Annotated in this window: 18 protein-coding genes; 7 read left to right on the top strand and 11 right to left on the bottom strand. The window is 68.1% G+C overall.

What is annotated here, in order from left to right; all coding sequences use genetic code 11:
• Positions 1–117: 117 nt before the first annotated feature.
• Positions 118–1,794: a methyl-accepting chemotaxis protein gene (locus AX750_RS16930; RefSeq protein ID WP_066724781.1), complete on the top strand. Its 1,677-nt coding sequence runs from the start codon at positions 118–120 to the stop codon at positions 1,792–1,794.
• A 78-nt stretch (positions 1,795–1,872) separates the two neighbouring features.
• A complete protein-coding gene (locus AX750_RS16935; RefSeq protein WP_066724783.1) occupies positions 1,873–2,964 on the top strand; it encodes an AAA family ATPase in 1,092 nt (363 codons plus the stop codon).
• Between the two features lie 142 nt (positions 2,965–3,106).
• On the opposite strand, the gene AX750_RS16940 is transcribed toward AX750_RS16935, so the two are convergent.
• Entirely contained in the window at positions 3,107–3,844 is a 738-nt protein-coding gene (locus AX750_RS16940) for an anti-sigma factor (protein ID WP_066724787.1), read from the bottom strand.
• Entirely contained in the window at positions 3,841–4,386 is a 546-nt protein-coding gene (locus tag AX750_RS16945; protein ID WP_245282419.1) for a sigma-70 family RNA polymerase sigma factor, read from the bottom strand. Before AX750_RS16945 ends, AX750_RS16940 begins: the two co-directional genes overlap by 4 nt.
• A 205-nt stretch (positions 4,387–4,591) precedes the next feature.
• On the opposite strand from AX750_RS16945, the gene AX750_RS16950 reads away from it, so the two are divergent.
• The 4 genes from AX750_RS16950 (at position 4,592) to AX750_RS16965 (ending at position 8,762) form a co-directional block, all read left to right on the top strand.
• Entirely contained in the window at positions 4,592–5,386 is a 795-nt protein-coding gene (locus AX750_RS16950; RefSeq protein WP_066724792.1) for a DUF4394 domain-containing protein, read from the top strand.
• A 199-nt stretch (positions 5,387–5,585) separates the two neighbouring features.
• Positions 5,586–7,031 (top strand): DUF1800 family protein, encoded by a 1,446-nt coding sequence (locus AX750_RS16955; RefSeq protein WP_066724794.1) that lies wholly within the window; start codon positions 5,586–5,588, stop codon positions 7,029–7,031.
• Between the two features lie 5 nt (positions 7,032–7,036).
• On the top strand, positions 7,037–8,284 hold the full coding sequence (locus AX750_RS16960; RefSeq protein WP_066724796.1) for a DUF1501 domain-containing protein: 1,248 nt from the start codon (positions 7,037–7,039) through the stop codon (positions 8,282–8,284).
• A gap of 118 nt (positions 8,285–8,402) precedes the next feature.
• Complete coding sequence (locus tag AX750_RS16965; protein ID WP_066724798.1) at positions 8,403–8,762, top strand: GIY-YIG nuclease family protein; 360 nt, start codon at positions 8,403–8,405, stop codon at positions 8,760–8,762.
• A gap of 22 nt (positions 8,763–8,784) precedes the next feature.
• Here the strand turns inward: AX750_RS16965 and leuD are convergent, their stop codons facing one another.
• The 7 genes from leuD to kynA all read right to left on the bottom strand — a co-directional run bounded on the left by leuD (position 8,785) and on the right by kynA (position 13,534).
• On the bottom strand, positions 8,785–9,387 hold the full coding sequence (leuD, locus tag AX750_RS16970; RefSeq protein WP_066724801.1) for a 3-isopropylmalate dehydratase small subunit: 603 nt from the start codon (positions 9,385–9,387) through the stop codon (positions 8,785–8,787).
• A gap of 29 nt (positions 9,388–9,416) precedes the next feature.
• Positions 9,417–10,184, bottom strand: coding sequence for an RDD family protein (locus tag AX750_RS16975; RefSeq protein ID WP_066724809.1), 768 nt, complete (start codon positions 10,182–10,184; stop codon positions 9,417–9,419).
• A 3-nt stretch (positions 10,185–10,187) separates the two neighbouring features.
• Positions 10,188–10,544, bottom strand: a complete 357-nt coding sequence (locus tag AX750_RS16980) for a metallopeptidase family protein (protein ID WP_245282422.1) — start codon at positions 10,542–10,544, stop codon at positions 10,188–10,190.
• 95 nt (positions 10,545–10,639) lie between these two features.
• Complete coding sequence (locus tag AX750_RS16985) at positions 10,640–10,885, bottom strand: hypothetical protein (protein WP_066724811.1); 246 nt, start codon at positions 10,883–10,885, stop codon at positions 10,640–10,642.
• Positions 10,886–10,910: 25 nt separating this feature from the next.
• Positions 10,911–12,329 carry a 3-isopropylmalate dehydratase large subunit gene (gene leuC / locus AX750_RS16990; RefSeq protein ID WP_066724813.1) on the bottom strand — a complete coding sequence of 473 codons (1,419 nt, stop codon included), beginning with the start codon at positions 12,327–12,329 and terminating at the stop codon, positions 10,911–10,913.
• Between the two features lie 107 nt (positions 12,330–12,436).
• Positions 12,437–12,613: a hypothetical protein gene (locus AX750_RS26200; protein ID WP_156446650.1), complete on the bottom strand. Its 177-nt coding sequence runs from the start codon at positions 12,611–12,613 to the stop codon at positions 12,437–12,439.
• A gap of 84 nt (positions 12,614–12,697) precedes the next feature.
• The gene (kynA, locus tag AX750_RS16995) at positions 12,698–13,534 is read right to left on the bottom strand and encodes a tryptophan 2,3-dioxygenase (protein WP_066724816.1); all 837 of its coding nucleotides are present in this window, start codon (positions 13,532–13,534) and stop codon (positions 12,698–12,700) included.
• 88 nt (positions 13,535–13,622) lie between these two features.
• Between kynA and AX750_RS17000 the strand changes: the two genes are divergently transcribed.
• Positions 13,623–14,801: an aminotransferase class V-fold PLP-dependent enzyme gene (locus AX750_RS17000; RefSeq protein WP_066724819.1), complete on the top strand. Its 1,179-nt coding sequence runs from the start codon at positions 13,623–13,625 to the stop codon at positions 14,799–14,801.
• Between the two features lie 81 nt (positions 14,802–14,882).
• On the opposite strand, the gene rplS is transcribed toward AX750_RS17000, so the two are convergent.
• On the bottom strand, positions 14,883–15,278 hold the full coding sequence (rplS, locus tag AX750_RS17005; protein WP_066724822.1) for a 50S ribosomal protein L19: 396 nt from the start codon (positions 15,276–15,278) through the stop codon (positions 14,883–14,885).
• 154 nt (positions 15,279–15,432) lie between these two features.
• The coding region (locus AX750_RS17010; protein WP_066724858.1) for a protein usg at positions 15,433–15,656 on the bottom strand (224 nt) is incomplete at its 5' end.

Consider the following 15,656-nt stretch of genomic DNA (forward strand, 5'->3'; position numbering starts at 1 on the left):
CGCCATGCTCTTAATCGGCTAATCTATTGAAATTGATGTCAATTTCGCCTCGGCGTTAACCTGTCGTTCTTTCGCGTCTGCGAAGGGTCTCGCCAGCGTGACGATGGCGGCCTGACGATGCTGAGACTGGGACTGACGGGCAAGATCATCCTGCTCTTCGCGCTGCTCAGTCTGACGGCGGCGGCGGGGTTGGTCAGCGCGATCCGGGGCCTCGACGAGGTGCGCGGCATCGACGAAGAAGCCATCGAGGCGCTCGATCTCGCCAATGCCGCCGCTCTGCTGGCGAACCGGGTCACCTATGCCTCGCTGCTCAGCCGGCTGAACGCCGATGCCGACAGGCGGCAGATGGATGCGGCGCTCGACCAGCTCGACGGCGCGATCGAGCTGGTCGATTCGGCGCGGGCAGGCCTCGCCTCGTCGCTGCCCCCGGCCATGCGGGAGGCCAATCCGACGCTCGATCCGCGGATCCGGACCTTCATCGCCTTCCAGCGCGGCATCGTCGAGATCGGCCGGCGGGTTTCGCCGAAAGCGGCGCTGCTCGAGGCCGATGCCGAGGAGGCGCGCGAGAACGTCCGCCAGATTATCGTCACCACGACGTCGCTGCGTGATGAGCTCGGGCGGCGCGCGGACGACGCCCGGGCCCGGTCGGTGGCGCTCGCTGCGGCGGTGCGCTGGCGCACCATCGCCCTGGCGCTGCTCCTGCCGCTCGCCGGCGGGTTCGCCACGTTCCTGCTGCTGCGCCTGCATCTGGTGCGGCCGCTGCGTGACCTGATGGCGACGATCGGACGGGTGAGTTCCTCCAACGCACCGGCGCAAGTGCCGCACCAGGAGCGCTCTGACGAGATCGGGCAACTCGCCCGCGTCGTGCACAGCCTCAGCGAGGTCCGCGCGACGCTCATCACGCGCGAGGCGGAGGCCGATCTGGCGCAGCGCAACCGAAGGCAGCGCACGCAGGACCTTCACCGCATCGCCGACGAGTTCGAGCAGCGGCTCGGCACGCTGCTGTCCGAGATCGGCGTGGCGAGCGAGAGCCTGCATTCAGCGCTCCAGGACTCGGCGGTGCGGGTGCATCAGGTCTCGCGCAGTGCCGAGACGGCCGCCGCCTCGGTGGGGGGCGCGGGTGCGGAAGCCCAGCGCAGCAGCGAGGCGGCCTGGCGGCTCGAGCAGGTCATCGGGCAGATCAATGAAGAGGTCCGGCGCGTGTCGGTGATGGCAACCGAGGCGACACGGGAGGCCGTCGGCACGACGGCGCTGGTCGAGCGCCTGACCGACAATGCCACCCGGATCCGCGAGGTCGTCGGCCTGATCGAGGCGATCGCCCGGCAGACCAATCTGCTCGCCCTCAATGCGACGATCGAGGCCGCGCGCGCCGGGCCGCATGGGCGCGGCTTTGCCGTCGTGGCCAGTGAGGTCAAGGCGCTATCGGCGCAGACGGCGAGCGCGACGGGTCAGATCGTGACCCGGATCGTGCAGGTCAACGAGGCGCTGTCGCATGCCGCGGGTGCGGTCTCGGCGATCGCCTCCAGCGTCGGCGCGGTCGAGCAGGCCAGCGTCGAGATCTCGACCATGGTCGGCTCACAGGCCGAGCTGGTGAACTCTCTTGGCGAGACCGTCGCTCACATCTCGGAGGTCACCGGGACCGCGGCGGGTGCGATGTCGGAGATCGCGGTCGCCAATGCCCAGAGCGTCGGCCAGGCCGATATGGGGGCGGCGAGCGCCCGCGCGCTGGACGAGCGCATCGGCAGCCTGCAGCGCGAGGCGCTGGATTTCGTGCGCCGCCTGCGTGCAGCCTGAGGCCTTCGCCTTCGCGCTTGCCATCGTGGCGCGACTCGTCCCCATCTGCGGCATGATTTCCCTTTGCCGCATCGCTGCATGAGCTGGTCCCCGCAACAGGATGCCGCGCTGAGCGCGGTCGCGCGCTGGCTGCAGGCCGGCGAGCCGCAGCTCTTCCGCCTGTTCGGCTATGCCGGCACGGGCAAGACGACGCTCGCGCGCCACATCGCCGAGGCCGTCGACGGCGACGTCGCGTTTGCCGCCTTCACCGGCAAGGCCGCGCTCGTGCTGCGCAACAAGGGCTGCGTGGGCGCGCAAACCATCCATTCGCTGATCTACCGATCCCGGGGGGTCGACGAGGAGAGCCCGACCTTCGTGCTCAACCGCGAGAGCGCTGCGGCCAAGGCCAAGCTGATCATCATCGACGAGTGCTCGATGGTGGATGAGGATCTCGGCCGCGACCTGCTCTCCTTCGGCACGCCGGTGCTGGTGCTGGGCGATCCGGCGCAGCTTCCCCCCGTCAAGGGCGGCGGCTTCTTCACCGAGGCCGAGCCCGACATCATGCTGACCGAGGTCCACCGGCAGGCGGCGGACAACCCGATCGTGCGGATGTCGATGACGATCCGCGAGGGCGGCCGGCTGGATGTCGGCGATTACGGCAAGAGCCGCGTGATCCGGCGCAGCGAGGTCGATCCGCAGCTGGTGATGAGCGCCGACCAGGTCCTCGTCGGCCTGAACAAGACGCGGCGCAACTACAACGCCCGCATGCGCCAGATCATGGGCCGCACCGAGACCGTGCCGGTGGCGGGCGAGAAGCTGGTCTGCCTGCGCAACGACAAGAGCAAGGGCCTGCTCAATGGCGGCTCCTGGATCGTGCAGGAGCTGAAGACCTCGAAAAAGGGCCTCGTCACCATGCGCGTGACGCCGGAGGATGACCCCAACGCTAAGCCGGTCAAGGTCTCGGTGCTGCCGAACTTCTTCGACGGCACGGAGGAAGAGATCCCCTGGGAGCTGCGCAAGCACACCGACGAGTTCACCTTCGGCTACGCGCTGACCGTCCACAAGGCGCAGGGCTCGCAATGGAACGACATCGTGCTCTTCGACGAGAGCTTCGCCTTCCGCGAGCACCGGGCGCGCTGGCTCTATACGGGACTGACGCGGGCGGCTGAGACGATCACGGTGGTGGTATGAAGTGGATCGCCTGAACCAGCGCGTCATCCTGGGGTGACCGAAGGTCGGCCCGGGATCCATCGTAGCGCGCTGCCGAGCCCTACAATGGATCCCGGCCTTCGCTTCGCTCCGGCCAGGATGACGGCGCGCTTCAGGCGCCCCCTCACAACGCCTGCGACGTCGTTCCCTTCGCGACGATCGGCCCGGTCGGGCGGCCCGTCGGCGAGCCGGTGGCCGGTTCGATCGTGATCTCGAAGAGCTGATTGGTGCCCAACGGCAACTGGTCGAGTCGCAGCGGCGTGGTACGGGCGCGGTCGATCAGGCCGACGGAACGGGGGCCGACAGCACGGTCCCAGAGCGTCCAGATCTCCAGCGCCTTGCCTTCGGGAACCGCAATGTTCTGCAGCGGCACCATCTCGACGCGGCCGTCGGGATAAGTGTTGACCACGGCCGCAGCGACGTTGGTGTCCGTCAGCAGCACGGCGACCATCAGCGGCTGGCGCTTGGCGCGGTCGAGCGCGCTGTTGAGGCCAATGGCGAGCAGGATCGCGGCGAGCGCGCCGGCAAGTGCTGCTCCACGCCAGATGAAGAGGCTGTTCCACCAATCTGCGAGTGTGCCGCCGGCCTTCACCGCCTTGGCGCGGCCGCGCTCGGCAGCGGGCAGGATGGCCGCGATCTCAGCCTCGATCCGCGCCCAGAGGCCGGGCGAGGGCGGGATCGGCCGGGCTGTCGCGTCGATGGCGGCGAGATGACCGCGCCAGCTTTCGACGCTCGCGGCCAGAGCCGGCTCGCGCGCGATGCGCTGCTCGAGCCGCTCGCGATCCGCACCCTCGACGAGGCCGAGCACATATTCGCCGGCGAGCGCGTCGCGATCGGGAGCCGATTCAGGGGAGGGGCTCATCCGAGGCACTCCTTTAGGGCGATCAGCGAGCGCCGGATCCAGGATTTGACGCTGCCGATCGGCAGGCCGAGCTTGCCGGCGATCTCGCCATGGGTCAGGCCCTGGACGAAGGCGAGCAGCACGAGGCCGCGCCGCTGCGGCGGCAGCGTCTCCAGGCAGGCATGCAGCGCCTTGGCGTCGGACAGCTTCGACATCACGGTTTCCGGATCGTCCTCTTCGCTTGCGGTTTCTTCCCCGAGGGGCGCTTCGCTCGTCTCGGTCCGCTTCTCGTCGCGCAGGATGGAAAGGGCACGGTTGCGCAGAATGGCGTAGATCCAGGTCAGGCCGGCGCCGCGCTGCGGATCGAACCGCGCGGCATGCCGCCAGATCAGGACGAACGCATCCTGCACAGCCTCCTCGGCCAAGGCGCGACGCTTCAGCAGACGCTGGGCGACACCGATCATACGCGGCGACTCGGCGTCATAGATGCGCCGGAGCGCGGATTTATCTCCAGCGGCGCAAGCCAGCAGCGCCGCTTCGATCTCGCCCGCCTTCTGCGTCAACGTGAAGTCCCCCACCGTCTCCAGCCCTGCGGCACCGCCGGGGCACCGACGCCCAACACGGGAATACAGTGCCGGTTCCCCTCCGGATGCAGGATTTTCCTTTATTTTTCAGTCTGCATCCACGCGCGCTCCGCCGCGATAGCCGCTGGGAGTGCCGCGAGCTCAGCACCGAGCGGTACCGCAACAGAACCCGGAGGACAATGACATGACCAGGACACTGCGCCTTGCGCTGACCGCCTCGACTCTTCTCGGGGCGTCGCTCTCCGCCTCGCTCTCCGCCCAGGCCGGAATGCTCGCCGCGCTCACCGGCGACGACACCCTGACGATGATCGACACCGCGACGCAGAAAGCCGGCAAGTCGATGAAAGTGACCGGCATCGCCGGCAAGATCGCCGGTATCGATGTGCGCCCGGCCGACGGCATGCTCTATGCGCTATCCACCGACGGCACGATCTACACGGTCGACGCGGCCGGCAAGGCGACGATGAAGTCGAAGATGGACAAGGTCCTCTCGGCTTCGACGATGGCGACCGTCGACTTCAACCCGGCGGCCGACCGTCTGCGGGTCATGGGCGCGGACGGCACGAATTATCGCGTCAATGTCGACGACGGAAAGGTCGTGGTCGACGGCACGCTGAAATTCGCCGAGACCGACATGCACAAGGGCGAGACGCCGATGGTCGTCGCCGGCGCCTACACCAATTCCGTGAAGGGCACCAAGGAGACGGCGCTCTACGACATCGACGCCAAGATCGGCGCGCTGCTGAAGCAGGCGCCGCCGAATGACGGCGTGCTCGGCGCGGTCGGCAAGCTCGGCGCGATGCCGAAGGCGATCGCCTTCGACATCGAGACGGCGGCGGATGGCAGCAACACCGGCTGGCTGGTCGCCGACGGCGCGCTCCACAAGGTCGATCTCACCTCCGGCAAGGCGACGATGGTCGGCAAGATCGCCGGGCTGAGCGGCACGGTGCGCGACGTGGCCGTGCTGCCGGCGATGTGACGACGGGCGTCTTTCGCGCCGAAACAAGGCCACCGCCCGATCCGGGCGGTGGCTTCTTTTTGTTCAAAGTCGTCAGTTTGTGGCGTGCTGCGCGCAACTCGCGACGACAAAGCCTCGCATTGTCCCGGCCGCTTTCCGTTTTTCGCCACGATTGAGGCTCTAGTCTCTGTCACGAGAAGGACCCGGCCGGAGGCGACGCATGGCGAGCCCGAGCGTGTTGCGCAGCGAGAGCGTGGGGTTACAGCGCTTCGGGCTGGGGTTCGGCCTGGGCCAGGATGCCGGCATCCGGGGGGCGGCGCGGGAGCGCTGCCTCGCCGAGATCGAGCGACGCACCCTGCCGCAGCCGACCGGGCTGCCCTTTTCGGGTGCCGCCGAGATCGGGGCGGCACTCTACGCGTTCGAGGATGCCGAGCGGGCGGCGCGCGAGGCGAAGCCCCCTGCCGGCCAGCAGGTCGCGGCGGCTGCGGCGCCTCCGGGTCAAACCTCTGGCGCCCAGAACCAGATGGCTCAGCCCAAACCCGCCAATGAGCCGGCGCTGCCCTATCGGACCTATCGCGACGAGGTTTCGGCACGGGTGCGGCTGGCGCTGGAGGCCGAGACCGGTTTCGGGGAACGGCTCGTCCAGTTCTGGTCGAACCATTTCTGCATCGGCGCCACCAAGAGCAACATGACGCGGATCATGGCCGGCGCCTATGAGCGCGAGGCGATCCGTCCGCATGTCTTCGGCCGCTTCGCGGATATGCTGGTCGCGGCCGAGAGCCACCCGGCCATGCTGGAGTTTCTCGACAACCGTCTTTCGATCGGCCCGTCCTCGCCAGCCGGCAAGCGGCGCGGCCGCGGGCTCAACGAGAACCTCGCCCGCGAGATCCTGGAGTTGCACACGCTCGGGGTCTCGGGCGGCTATGCCCAGGTCGACGTCACCAATCTGGCGCGGATCATCACGGGCTGGACGGTGGTCGGCCGCGAGGCGGTGCTGGGCTTCCCCGGCTCCTTTGCCTTCAATGCCGGGTTGCACGAGCCGGGTGCGCCGGAACTCCTCGGCAAGCCCTATGGCCAGCCGGGCAAGGAGAAGGGGCTGGCGGCGCTGACCGATCTCGCCCGCCATCCCGCGACGGCCGATTTCATCGCGATCAAGCTCGTCCGGCATTTCGTTGCCGACGAGCCGCCGCCGGCGCTGGTGCGCGAATTGTCTGCCGTGTTCAGGAAGACCGAGGGCGATCTCGCCGCCGTGTCGCGAGCCCTGGTCGAGTCGAATGCCGCCTGGACCGCTGAGCCGACGAAGATCCGATCGCCGCAGGAGTTCCTGCTGGCCGCCTTCCGCGCGCTCGGGCGCAAGGCCGAGTTCGGCCAGATCGTCGGCCCGCTGACTGCGATGGGACAGCCCTTCTGGCAGCCGTCTGGCCCCAATGGCTATCCCGATGGCAACGAGGCCTGGGCCTCGCCCGAGGGCATCAAGACGCGCATCGACGTCGCGGCCGGCTGGGGCCGGCAGGCTGCCGGCAGCGTGCCCGATCCCCGCGCCCTGACCGAGGACATCCTCGGGCCTCTGCTCTCGCCCGAGACGCGTCAGGCGGTGGCGCGCGCCGACAGCAAGCCGCAGGCGCTGGCGCTGCTGCTGCTGTCGCCCGAATTCCAGCGGAGGTGAGCCCGATGCTCGACGACGACGATGATTGCGAAAAGATGACGCCGTCGCGCCGTGCCGTGCTGGGTGCGGCCGGGGCGCTCTTCGCCTGGTCCTTCGTGCCGAGATTCGCCTATGCGGCGGCGGGCGCCCGCGACCCGCGCTTCCTGCTGGTCGTGCTGTGCGGCGCGCTGGACGGGCTCTCGGCCGTGCCGCCGCTGGGCGACCCCGATTATGCCGGCCTGCGCGAGGGCATCGCGCTGACGAAGGACGGCCCCGATGCGGCGCTGCCGCTCGACGGATTCTTCTATCTGCACCCCGCGATGCCGAACCTCGCCCGGCTCTATGCCGCCGGCCATGCGTCGGTCGTGCATGCGGCCGCCACCGGCTATCGCGAGCGCTCGCATTTCGACGGGCAGGATGTGCTGGAGAGCGGGCAGGGCGGTCCGGGCAAGACCGAGAGTGGCTGGCTCAACCGGCTGATCGCCAGTCTTCCGGCCGGGGAGGGCATCTCGCGCAAGGGCGTGCTCGGGGTCGGCGTGGTGCCGCCGCTGGTGGTGCGGGGCGAGGCGCCGGTGCTGGGCTGGGCGCCGCCGCGGATGGCGCGGGCCGGCTCCGATCTGATCCAGCGGCTGGAGGATCTCTACGGGCAGCGCGATCCGGGGCTCGCCCGTGCGCTCGCCCAGGCGAAGTTGACCGAGGAGATCGCCAGGCGCCAGGGCATGAGCGGCGAGGCGAGGGGCGGCGGCGGGCCCGACAGCGCGGAGGGCATGAAGCGCATCGCCGACGGCGCGGCGGCGCTGGTCGGCGCCGATGACGGGCCGCGGATTGCCGCGCTCGCCTTCGAGGGCTGGGATACCCATGCCAATGAGGGTGGCGCCAGGGGCCGGCTGGCGCAGCTGTTGGGCGGGCTCGACGGCGCGCTGGCGACCTTCGAGCAGGGCCTCAAGCCGGTCTGGAAGGATACGGTGGTGATGGTCGTCACCGAGTTCGGCCGCACCGCGAAGGTCAACGGCACCGTCGGCACCGATCACGGCACCGGCACGGTCGCCTTCCTCGTCGGCGGCGCCGTCAAGGGCGGGCGGATGATCGTCGACTGGCCGGGGCTGAAGCTGGAGCAGCTCCACGAGAAGCGCGACCTGAAGCCCACCACCGACATTCGCGCCGTGGCGAAGGGCGTGGTCGCGGATCTGTTCGGCGTGTCAGGACCGGTGCTGGCGGAGAAGGTCTTTCCCGGCAGCGGCGGGATCGGGCCGATGGCGGGGCTGGTGGGGTAGGGGGCTCGCGTAACCGCAGCCCTCATCCTGAGGAGCCGCGTAGCGGCGTCTCGAAGGATGCTCCAGACTGCGCGAGATCCTCGTCTGCCTTGGAGGCTGATCTTTACCGGGAGGGAAGATGCGCGAGACGGACGGTTGCTGGGTCTACATTCTCCGTTGCGCCGACGGTGCCTATTATACGGGCTCGACCCGCAAGACGGTCGAGGTCCGTCTCGGAGAACACCAGAGCGCACAGAACCCAGAGGCATTCACCGCGACCCGGTTGCCGGTGGTGCTGGTCTTTGCCGAGCATTTTCAGGCCATCACGGACGCCATCGCGATGGAGCGACGCATCAAGGGTTGGTCGCGAGCCAAGAAGGAAGCCCTGATCGCCCAGAATTTCGACCAACTGGTGCTGTTGTCCAAGCGGGGCCATCGACCCGCAGCCCCCGTCCTTCGAGACGCCGCTGACGCGGCTCCTCAGGATGAGGGCTGCTGATTGTCGGCGCAGCGGGCCTCGATCAAGCCCAGGCGCGCGTCTTCAGCTTCTCCTCATAGGCCTCGATCTTCGGCGCCTTCTCCATGGTCAGGCCGATATCGTCGAGGCCGTTCATCAGGCAGTGCTTGCGGAAGGGGTCGATCTCGAAGCGGATCTCGCCGCCGTCCGGGCCCTTGATGGTCTGATTGCCGAGATCGACCGTGAGCGTCGCGTTGGAGCCGCGATCGGCGTCGTCGAACAGCTTCTCGAGGTCCTCGGGGCTGACGACGATCGGCAGGATGCCGTTCTTGAAGCAGTTGTTGTAGAAAATGTCGGCGAAGCTCGTCGAGATCACGCAGCGGATGCCGAAGTCGAGCAGCGCCCAGGGGGCGTGCTCGCGCGAGGAGCCGCAGCCGAAATTGTCGCCGGCGACGAGGATTTCCGACTTGCGATAGGCCGGCTGGTTGAGCACGAAATCGGGGTTCTCCGAGCCGTCCTCCTTGTAGCGCATCTCCGAGAACAGCGCGGTGCCAAGACCGGTGCGCTTGATCGTCTTGAGGTACTGCTTGGGGATGATCATGTCGGTGTCGACATTGATCACCTTCAGCGGCGCGGGCGTCGAGGTCAGGGTGGTGAAGGGCTGCATGAGGGGTTCCTTGCGGTCTTTAGATGGCATCAGGTCGCTGGAGCGGGTGTCCGGACGATGCGGGTTCCGGCCCAGAGGTCGTAGAGCGGTGCCAGCGGAAGCGAGCGTTTGACCGAGCAGGGCCGCCAGACGAGCCAGCTTAATGTTCCTGCAACGAGCAATGTCGGAACCATCAGCCATGCCGTCAGGCCGTATGCCGCGATCATCCATACCGGCCCAAAGACGATTGCGATGATGGTCAGCCATAGCAGACCTGCATAAAGCAGGCGCAGAGCAGCCCGTTTGAGACTCGCTGCACCGCCATCATCTGCGACGAGACGAAGCCCCAAGAGGCGCATGCCCGGTGTGGCTTGCCATGGCGACAAGGTCTGGCACGCCAAGATGGCCGCTAGGAAGCCCAGATACCCGATCCAGTCGAGGAAGAACGGTTTGGTTGCGCGCCCTAGATCATCCACCGCGACATCGACCGAGACGGACCGAATGACGTCGTCAGTACCCTTGTCGACCCGCGCCAGGCGCACGAAGCGATTGCGTGCTACTCCGAAGCTGCTGACCTCGCAAAGGGCCGCCTGGTTCCACTGCACGTCCGGCATCTGTTTGCGGCCTTGCGCCAGGACGCTTGGATCGAGCTTCACCGGCCCGCAATGAGATGTCGTGATCCCGAATCCCTGCAGTCGAATCGAGTCTCGGCTTCCGAAGGCGAGAACGACGAAGATGACGAACACAAGGGAATAGGCCAGGAAGTCGAGCCACGTGGCCAGCATCCGCCGCCAGAACCAGAGTTTCTCCGCTCCCATGCGCTACCCCGCCGCCTGTTCGATGGCTTCGAGATCCTCGTCCGAGAAGCCGAAATGGTGGCCGATCTCGTGGATCAGGACATGGGTGACGATGTGGCCCAGCGTCTCGTCATGCTCGGCCCAGTAGTCGAGGATCGGGCGGCGGTAGAGATGGATGGTGTTGGGCATCTGGCCGGTCTGCGGGGCATAGCCCTGCTGCGGCAGGCCGATGCCGGTGAAAAGGCCGAGGATGTCGAAGGGGCTCTCGGCCTCGAGCTCCTTGCAGACATCATCCTCGGGGAATTCGGTGACGTTGAAGATCACGTCGCTGCAGAGCGCGCGGAACTCCTCCGGCAGCCGGTCGAAGGCGGCCTGCGCCATGACCTCGAAGGCCTCGATCGAGGGCGCGCGTGTACCCTCCCAGTCGATCTCGGCCGGGTTGGCCGCGGCGGCCCGAATGGCGGGAACGCTCCCCATCACCAGACCTTCAGCTGATGGCCGAGCCACCAGGCGAGCACGACGACGCCGAGCAGCGAGAGCGAGCGCCCGATGCGCCGGCCCCAGAGCTCTATCCTGTCGCCCTCGGGGGCATCCTTCGCGCCGAAATGATCCGCCGCCCGGCCCATGGAGGAGCCGAGCAGGCTTTCGCTGTCGCGCCTGACGCGGTCGAGCGCGGCTTGCGCCTCGGCGGCGCGGGCGGATTCGCGGGGGTCCTTCGACATGGCGGTTTCTCCCCGCGAGACCCGGTCAGCCCAGCTGCCTCACATCGACGAACCGCCCCACCAGCGCGGCGGCCGCGGCCATCTGCGGCGAGACGAGATGGGTGCGGCCCTTGAAGCCCTGGCGGCCCTCGAAGTTGCGGTTCGAGGTCGAGGCGGCGCGCTGTCCCGGCTTGAGCTGGTCGGGGTTCATGCCGAGGCACATCGAGCAGCCCGGCTCGCGCCATTCGAAGCCGGCGGCGAGGAAGATCTTGTCCAGCCCCTCGGCCTCGGCCTGCTGCTTCACGAGCCCCGAGCCCGGCACGATCATGGCGTAGTCGAGCGAGCCCGCGATCTTCTTGCCCTCGACGATCTTGGCGACGGCGCGCAGATCCTCGATGCGGCCATTGGTGCAGGAGCCGATCCAGATCACGTCGAGCGGGATGTCGGTCATCTTCGTGCCGGGGGTGAGGCCCATATACTCCAGCGCGCGCTTCTTGGAGCTGCGCTTGACCTCGTCGTCGATCAGATCGGGATCCGGCACGCTGCCGGCGACCGAGATCACGTCCTCCGGGCTGGTGCCCCAGGAGACGATCGGCGGCAGGTTGTTGGCGTCCAGCTTCACGATGCGGTCGAAATGCGCGCCCTCGTCGGTGTAGAGCGTCTCCCAGTAGCGCAGGGCCTCGTCCCAGGCGGCACCCTGCGGGGCCTTGGGGCGCCCCTTGAGATAGGCGTAGGCCTTCTCGTCGGGCGCGACCATGCCGGCGCGGGCCCCGCCCTCGATCGACATGTTGCAGACCGTCATGCGGCCTTCCATCGAGAGCGCGCGGATGGCCTCGCCGGCATATTCGATGACCGAGCCGGTGCCGCCGGCGGTGCCGATCTCGCCGATGATGGCGAGCGTGATGTCCTTGGCGGTGACGCCCTTGGCGACCGTGCCGTCCACCTGGACGAGCATGTTCTTCGCCTTTTTCTGGATCAGCGTCTGGGTCGCCAGCACATGCTCGACCTCGGAGGTGCCGATGCCGTGCGCCAGCGCCCCGAAGGCGCCATGCGTCGAGGTGTGGCTGTCGCCGCAGACGATGGTCGTGCCCGGCAGGGTGAAGCCCTGCTCGGGGCCGACGATGTGGACGATGCCCTGGCGGATGTCGCGCTCGTTGAAGTATTCGACGCCGAAATCCTTGGCGTTCTTGGCGAGCGCCTCGACCTGGATACGGCTCTCCTCCTCCGCGATGCCCTTGGAGCGATCGGTGGTGGGGATGTTGTGGTCGACGACGGCGAGCGTCTTTTCCGGCGCGCGGACCTTGCGGCCGGTCATGCGCAGCCCCTCGAAGGCCTGCGGGCTGGTGACCTCATGGACGAGGTGGCGGTCGATATAGAGCAGGCAGGTGCCGTCCTCCTGCCGATCGACGACGTGGTCGTCGAAGATCTTGTCGTACAGCGTGCGGGGAGCGGACGTCGCGGTCATGGGGCTCGAGCCTCGGAAACGAAACAGCGGTGGGAAACTGGAAAGGGCCGGCTCTGCGAACCGGCCGGCACGACGCATTCGCCTGTCGCCCGCGCGCGGCGCGGGTCTCAGGCGCGGCTAAGGCCCGCGGCGATCGAGGCGGTGAAGCGGCCGAAGAAGCGCCAAGGCAGGCGGGCATGGTCATGCAGCGCCGCGAAACCCTGCGTCGTGGGCATGCGGCGCAGGTTCGCCTCGCGGCGAACCACGCAGAGCCGGCCATGCTCGCTCGCGGGGCGCTTCGTCATGGCGCGGTTCTAACAGTTCCAGACTGGCCGGGCAATGCGAGGCGGGGACAGGTGGGGGCGTCGTTGGGTGCCGCCTCGGGCCGCTCAGAGCTGTCCGCGCAGATCCCACAATTCGGGGAAGAAGCGGCGTTCGAGGGCCGTCTTCAGGAACTGCACGCCGGAGGACCCGCCGGTGCCGGTCTTGAAGCCGATGATGCGCTCGACCGTCTTCATGTGGCGGAAGCGCCATTGCTGGAACTGGTCCTCGATGTCGACCAGTTCTTCCGCCAGCTCGTAGAGATCGAAATGGCCGCGGGTGTCGCGATAAACCCCGAGCCAGACATCGCGCAGCCCGGCGTCGAAACCATGCGGCTCGCGCCAGTCGCGCGCGGTGCAGGCCGCCGGCACAGGCAGGCCGCGCCGCGCCAGCAGCAGGATCGCCTCGTCATAGAGGCTGGGCTCGCGATAGGCTTTCTCCAGCAGCGCATGGGCGGCGGGGTGATGCTTGTGGACCGCGAGCATGCGCGGGTCCTTGGCGCCCAGGCGGAATTCGAGCGCGCGATACTGCCAGGACTGGAAGCCGGAGGATTCGCCGAGCGAGGGGCGGAAGGCGAGGTAGTCCGCCGGCGTCATGGTGGAGAGCACGTCCCAGGCCGCCACCAGCTGCGACTGGATGCGCGAGACGCGCGCCAGCGACTTGAAGGCGGGCGACAGCTCGTCTTTCCGGATCGCGGCGATGGCGCCGTCGATCTCGTGGACGCAGAGCTTGAGCCAGAGTTCCTGGACCTGATGGATGGTGATGAAGAGCGGTTCGTCGGGGGCGTCGCTCAGCGGCTTCTGGGCGGAGAGCAGCAGATCCAGCCCGAGATAGTCGCCATAGCTCATCCGCTGCCGGAAGTCGGTGGTCATGCCGGGCTCGATCCGGCTTTCGGGCTGGCTCATGACGCGTATCCCCCGCTCTGGCCTCGACAAGCAATATTTTAAACTTAAAGTATCTCGCGCCACGCACAAGCCGGGAGCGGCGCCACGCATGACCAAACGGGCCTTTCCACGCGATCTTTCGCAGCATTTTTCGCTGTTCCGGCAGGCGGCCGCGGGCCGGTTGCATGTCGCCGCGCACAGCCACCATTTCTGGCCGGACGTGACGCGCGCCGCGCAGCTCCGCTGCTGGGACGATGCCGCCCGCCTCGTCGACGACAAATGGGGCGAGGTGCTAGGGCCGGTCTGGAGCCGCGTTGCGGCGGGGCTCGCGCGGCATCTCAACCTGCCGTCGCCGGAGTCGCTGGCGCTGGCGCCCAACACGCATGAATTCGTCAACCGCCTGCTGTCTTGCTGCGCGCCGGGCCGGCCGGTGCGCATCCTCACCAGCGACGGCGAGTTCCACTCCTTCCGGCGCCAGACACAGCGCCTGGCCGAGGAGGGACTGGTCGAGCTTGTCATCGTCCCGGCGGAGCCGTTCGAGAGCTTCACCGCGCGCTTCGTCGCCGCCGGACGCGAGGCGGGGCGGATCGACCTCGTCTTCGTCAGCCAGGTGCTGTTCAATTCCGGCTATGCCCTGCCGGACCTGCCTGGCCTGGTCGAGGCGCTCGTCGCCCCGGATCGGCTGATCGTCATCGACGGCTATCACGGCTTCCTGGCGCGCCCGACCGATCTGGCGCCCATCGCGGACCGCGCCTTCTACCTCGCCGGCGGCTACAAATACGCGATGGGCGGGGAGGGCATCGGCTTCCTGCACAGCCCGCCCGGCATCGCCCCGCGACCGCGCAACACGGGCTGGTATGCCGCCTTCGGGGCGCTGGCGGGCCCGCAGGACGAGGTCGCCTATGCGGAGAGCGGCTGGCGCTTCATGGGCGCGACCTTCGACCCCTCGGGCCTCTACCGCTTCGACGCCGTGCTGTCCTGGATGGCGGAGCACGGGATCGATGCCGGCGGGGCGCAGGCCCATGCCCAGGCCCTGCAGGCGCTCTTCCTCGCCGGGCTGCCGGCGCTGCGCCATCCCGTGCTGGCGCCCGCCAACCTGGTGGTGGCGCACGCCGCCGATCGCGGCAACTTCCTGACCTTCCGGCACGAGCAGGCGGCGGCGTGCCACCGCGCCCTGCACGAGGCCGGCATCATCACCGATGTCCGCGGCGACCGGCTGCGCGTCGGCTTCGGCCTCTATCACACGGAGGGCGACATCGCGGCGCTGCTGGAGCGGCTGCGGGGCTGAGCCGGGCGACGGCCCCATCACCAACGAAAAACGCGGCCCCGAGGGACCGCGTTCGCTATTGTATCGCCAGAGGCGAAATTCTTACTTGGCGTCGGCCTTGGCGCCCTTGGCGGGACGGGCCTCGACGCGCTCGGCGATGCGGGCCGACTTGCCGCGGCGGTCGCGCAGATAATAGAGCTTGGCGCGGCGCACCTTGCCCTTGCGGACGACCTTGATGGAATCGAGGTTCGGCGAGAACAGCGGGAAGACGCGCTCGACGCCCTCGCCATAGCTGATCTTGCGGACGGTAAAGCTCTGGTTCAGGCCGCCGCCGTTGCGGGCGATGCAGACGCCCTCATAGGCCTGGACACGGCTGCGCTCGCCTTCCTTGACCTTGACGTTGACCTGCACGGTGTCGCCGGGCTGGAAGTGCGGGATCTCGCGGCCTTCGCTGAGCTTGGCGATCTGCTCCTGATCGAGCTGTTCGATGATGTTCACGGGTCTCTCCAATTGCCGTTGTCGCGCTTGACTGCGCGGGCGTTCGGCACGCTGTTTTCAGTTGAGCCCGAGCGCATAGACGAAAGGCGCGGCGCTGTCGAGAGCGATGCGACGACGCCGTGCTTTTCGCGATGTCAAGTCCGGCGAGGCGGCCTCAGTGCAGCCGGAACTCGCCGCCCACCGCGCGCAGATCGGCCGGGCCGATCAGGTCCTTATGGCTCACCGTGACGCGGAAGAGCTTGCCGTCGAGCTTGGCCTGCCAGAAGTCGAGGAAGCGGTTGAGCTCCGGGAAGCGGGGGGCGAGGTCGTAGTCCTGCCAGACATATTCCTGCAGGATCGCCGGGTGGTCGGGCATCCGGTAGAGAATGCCGGCTGTGG

The sequence above is a fragment of the Methylobacterium sp. CCH7-A2 genome, from assembly GCF_001557075.1.
GTDB lineage: Bacteria > Pseudomonadota > Alphaproteobacteria > Rhizobiales > Beijerinckiaceae > Allobosea > Allobosea massiliensis.

Excerpts from the sequence above, each read along its gene's own strand:
- AX750_RS16950 (WP_066724792.1), top strand. The coding sequence starts at position 4,592 with ATGACCAGGACACTGCGCCTTGCGCTGACCGCCTCGACTCTTCTCGGG.
- AX750_RS16930 (WP_066724781.1), top strand. The coding sequence starts at position 118 with ATGCTGAGACTGGGACTGACGGGCAAGATCATCCTGCTCTTCGCGCTG.
- AX750_RS16955 (WP_066724794.1), top strand. The coding sequence starts at position 5,586 with ATGGCGAGCCCGAGCGTGTTGCGCAGCGAGAGCGTGGGGTTACAGCGC.
- AX750_RS16980 (WP_245282422.1), bottom strand. The coding sequence starts at position 10,544 with ATGGCGCAGGCCGCCTTCGACCGGCTGCCGGAGGAGTTCCGCGCGCTC.
- AX750_RS26200 (WP_156446650.1), bottom strand. The coding sequence starts at position 12,613 with ATGACGAAGCGCCCCGCGAGCGAGCATGGCCGGCTCTGCGTGGTTCGC.
- AX750_RS16940 (WP_066724787.1), bottom strand. The coding sequence starts at position 3,844 with ATGAGCCCCTCCCCTGAATCGGCTCCCGATCGCGACGCGCTCGCCGGC.
- AX750_RS16960 (WP_066724796.1), top strand. The coding sequence starts at position 7,037 with ATGCTCGACGACGACGATGATTGCGAAAAGATGACGCCGTCGCGCCGT.
- AX750_RS16965 (WP_066724798.1), top strand. The coding sequence starts at position 8,403 with ATGCGCGAGACGGACGGTTGCTGGGTCTACATTCTCCGTTGCGCCGAC.
- AX750_RS16985 (WP_066724811.1), bottom strand. The coding sequence starts at position 10,885 with ATGTCGAAGGACCCCCGCGAATCCGCCCGCGCCGCCGAGGCGCAAGCC.
- AX750_RS17000 (WP_066724819.1), top strand. The coding sequence starts at position 13,623 with ATGACCAAACGGGCCTTTCCACGCGATCTTTCGCAGCATTTTTCGCTG.
- AX750_RS16975 (WP_066724809.1), bottom strand. The coding sequence starts at position 10,184 with ATGGGAGCGGAGAAACTCTGGTTCTGGCGGCGGATGCTGGCCACGTGG.
- leuC (WP_066724813.1), bottom strand. The coding sequence starts at position 12,329 with ATGACCGCGACGTCCGCTCCCCGCACGCTGTACGACAAGATCTTCGAC.
- kynA (WP_066724816.1), bottom strand. The coding sequence starts at position 13,534 with ATGAGCCAGCCCGAAAGCCGGATCGAGCCCGGCATGACCACCGACTTC.
- leuD (WP_066724801.1), bottom strand. The coding sequence starts at position 9,387 with ATGCAGCCCTTCACCACCCTGACCTCGACGCCCGCGCCGCTGAAGGTG.
- AX750_RS16935 (WP_066724783.1), top strand. The coding sequence starts at position 1,873 with ATGAGCTGGTCCCCGCAACAGGATGCCGCGCTGAGCGCGGTCGCGCGC.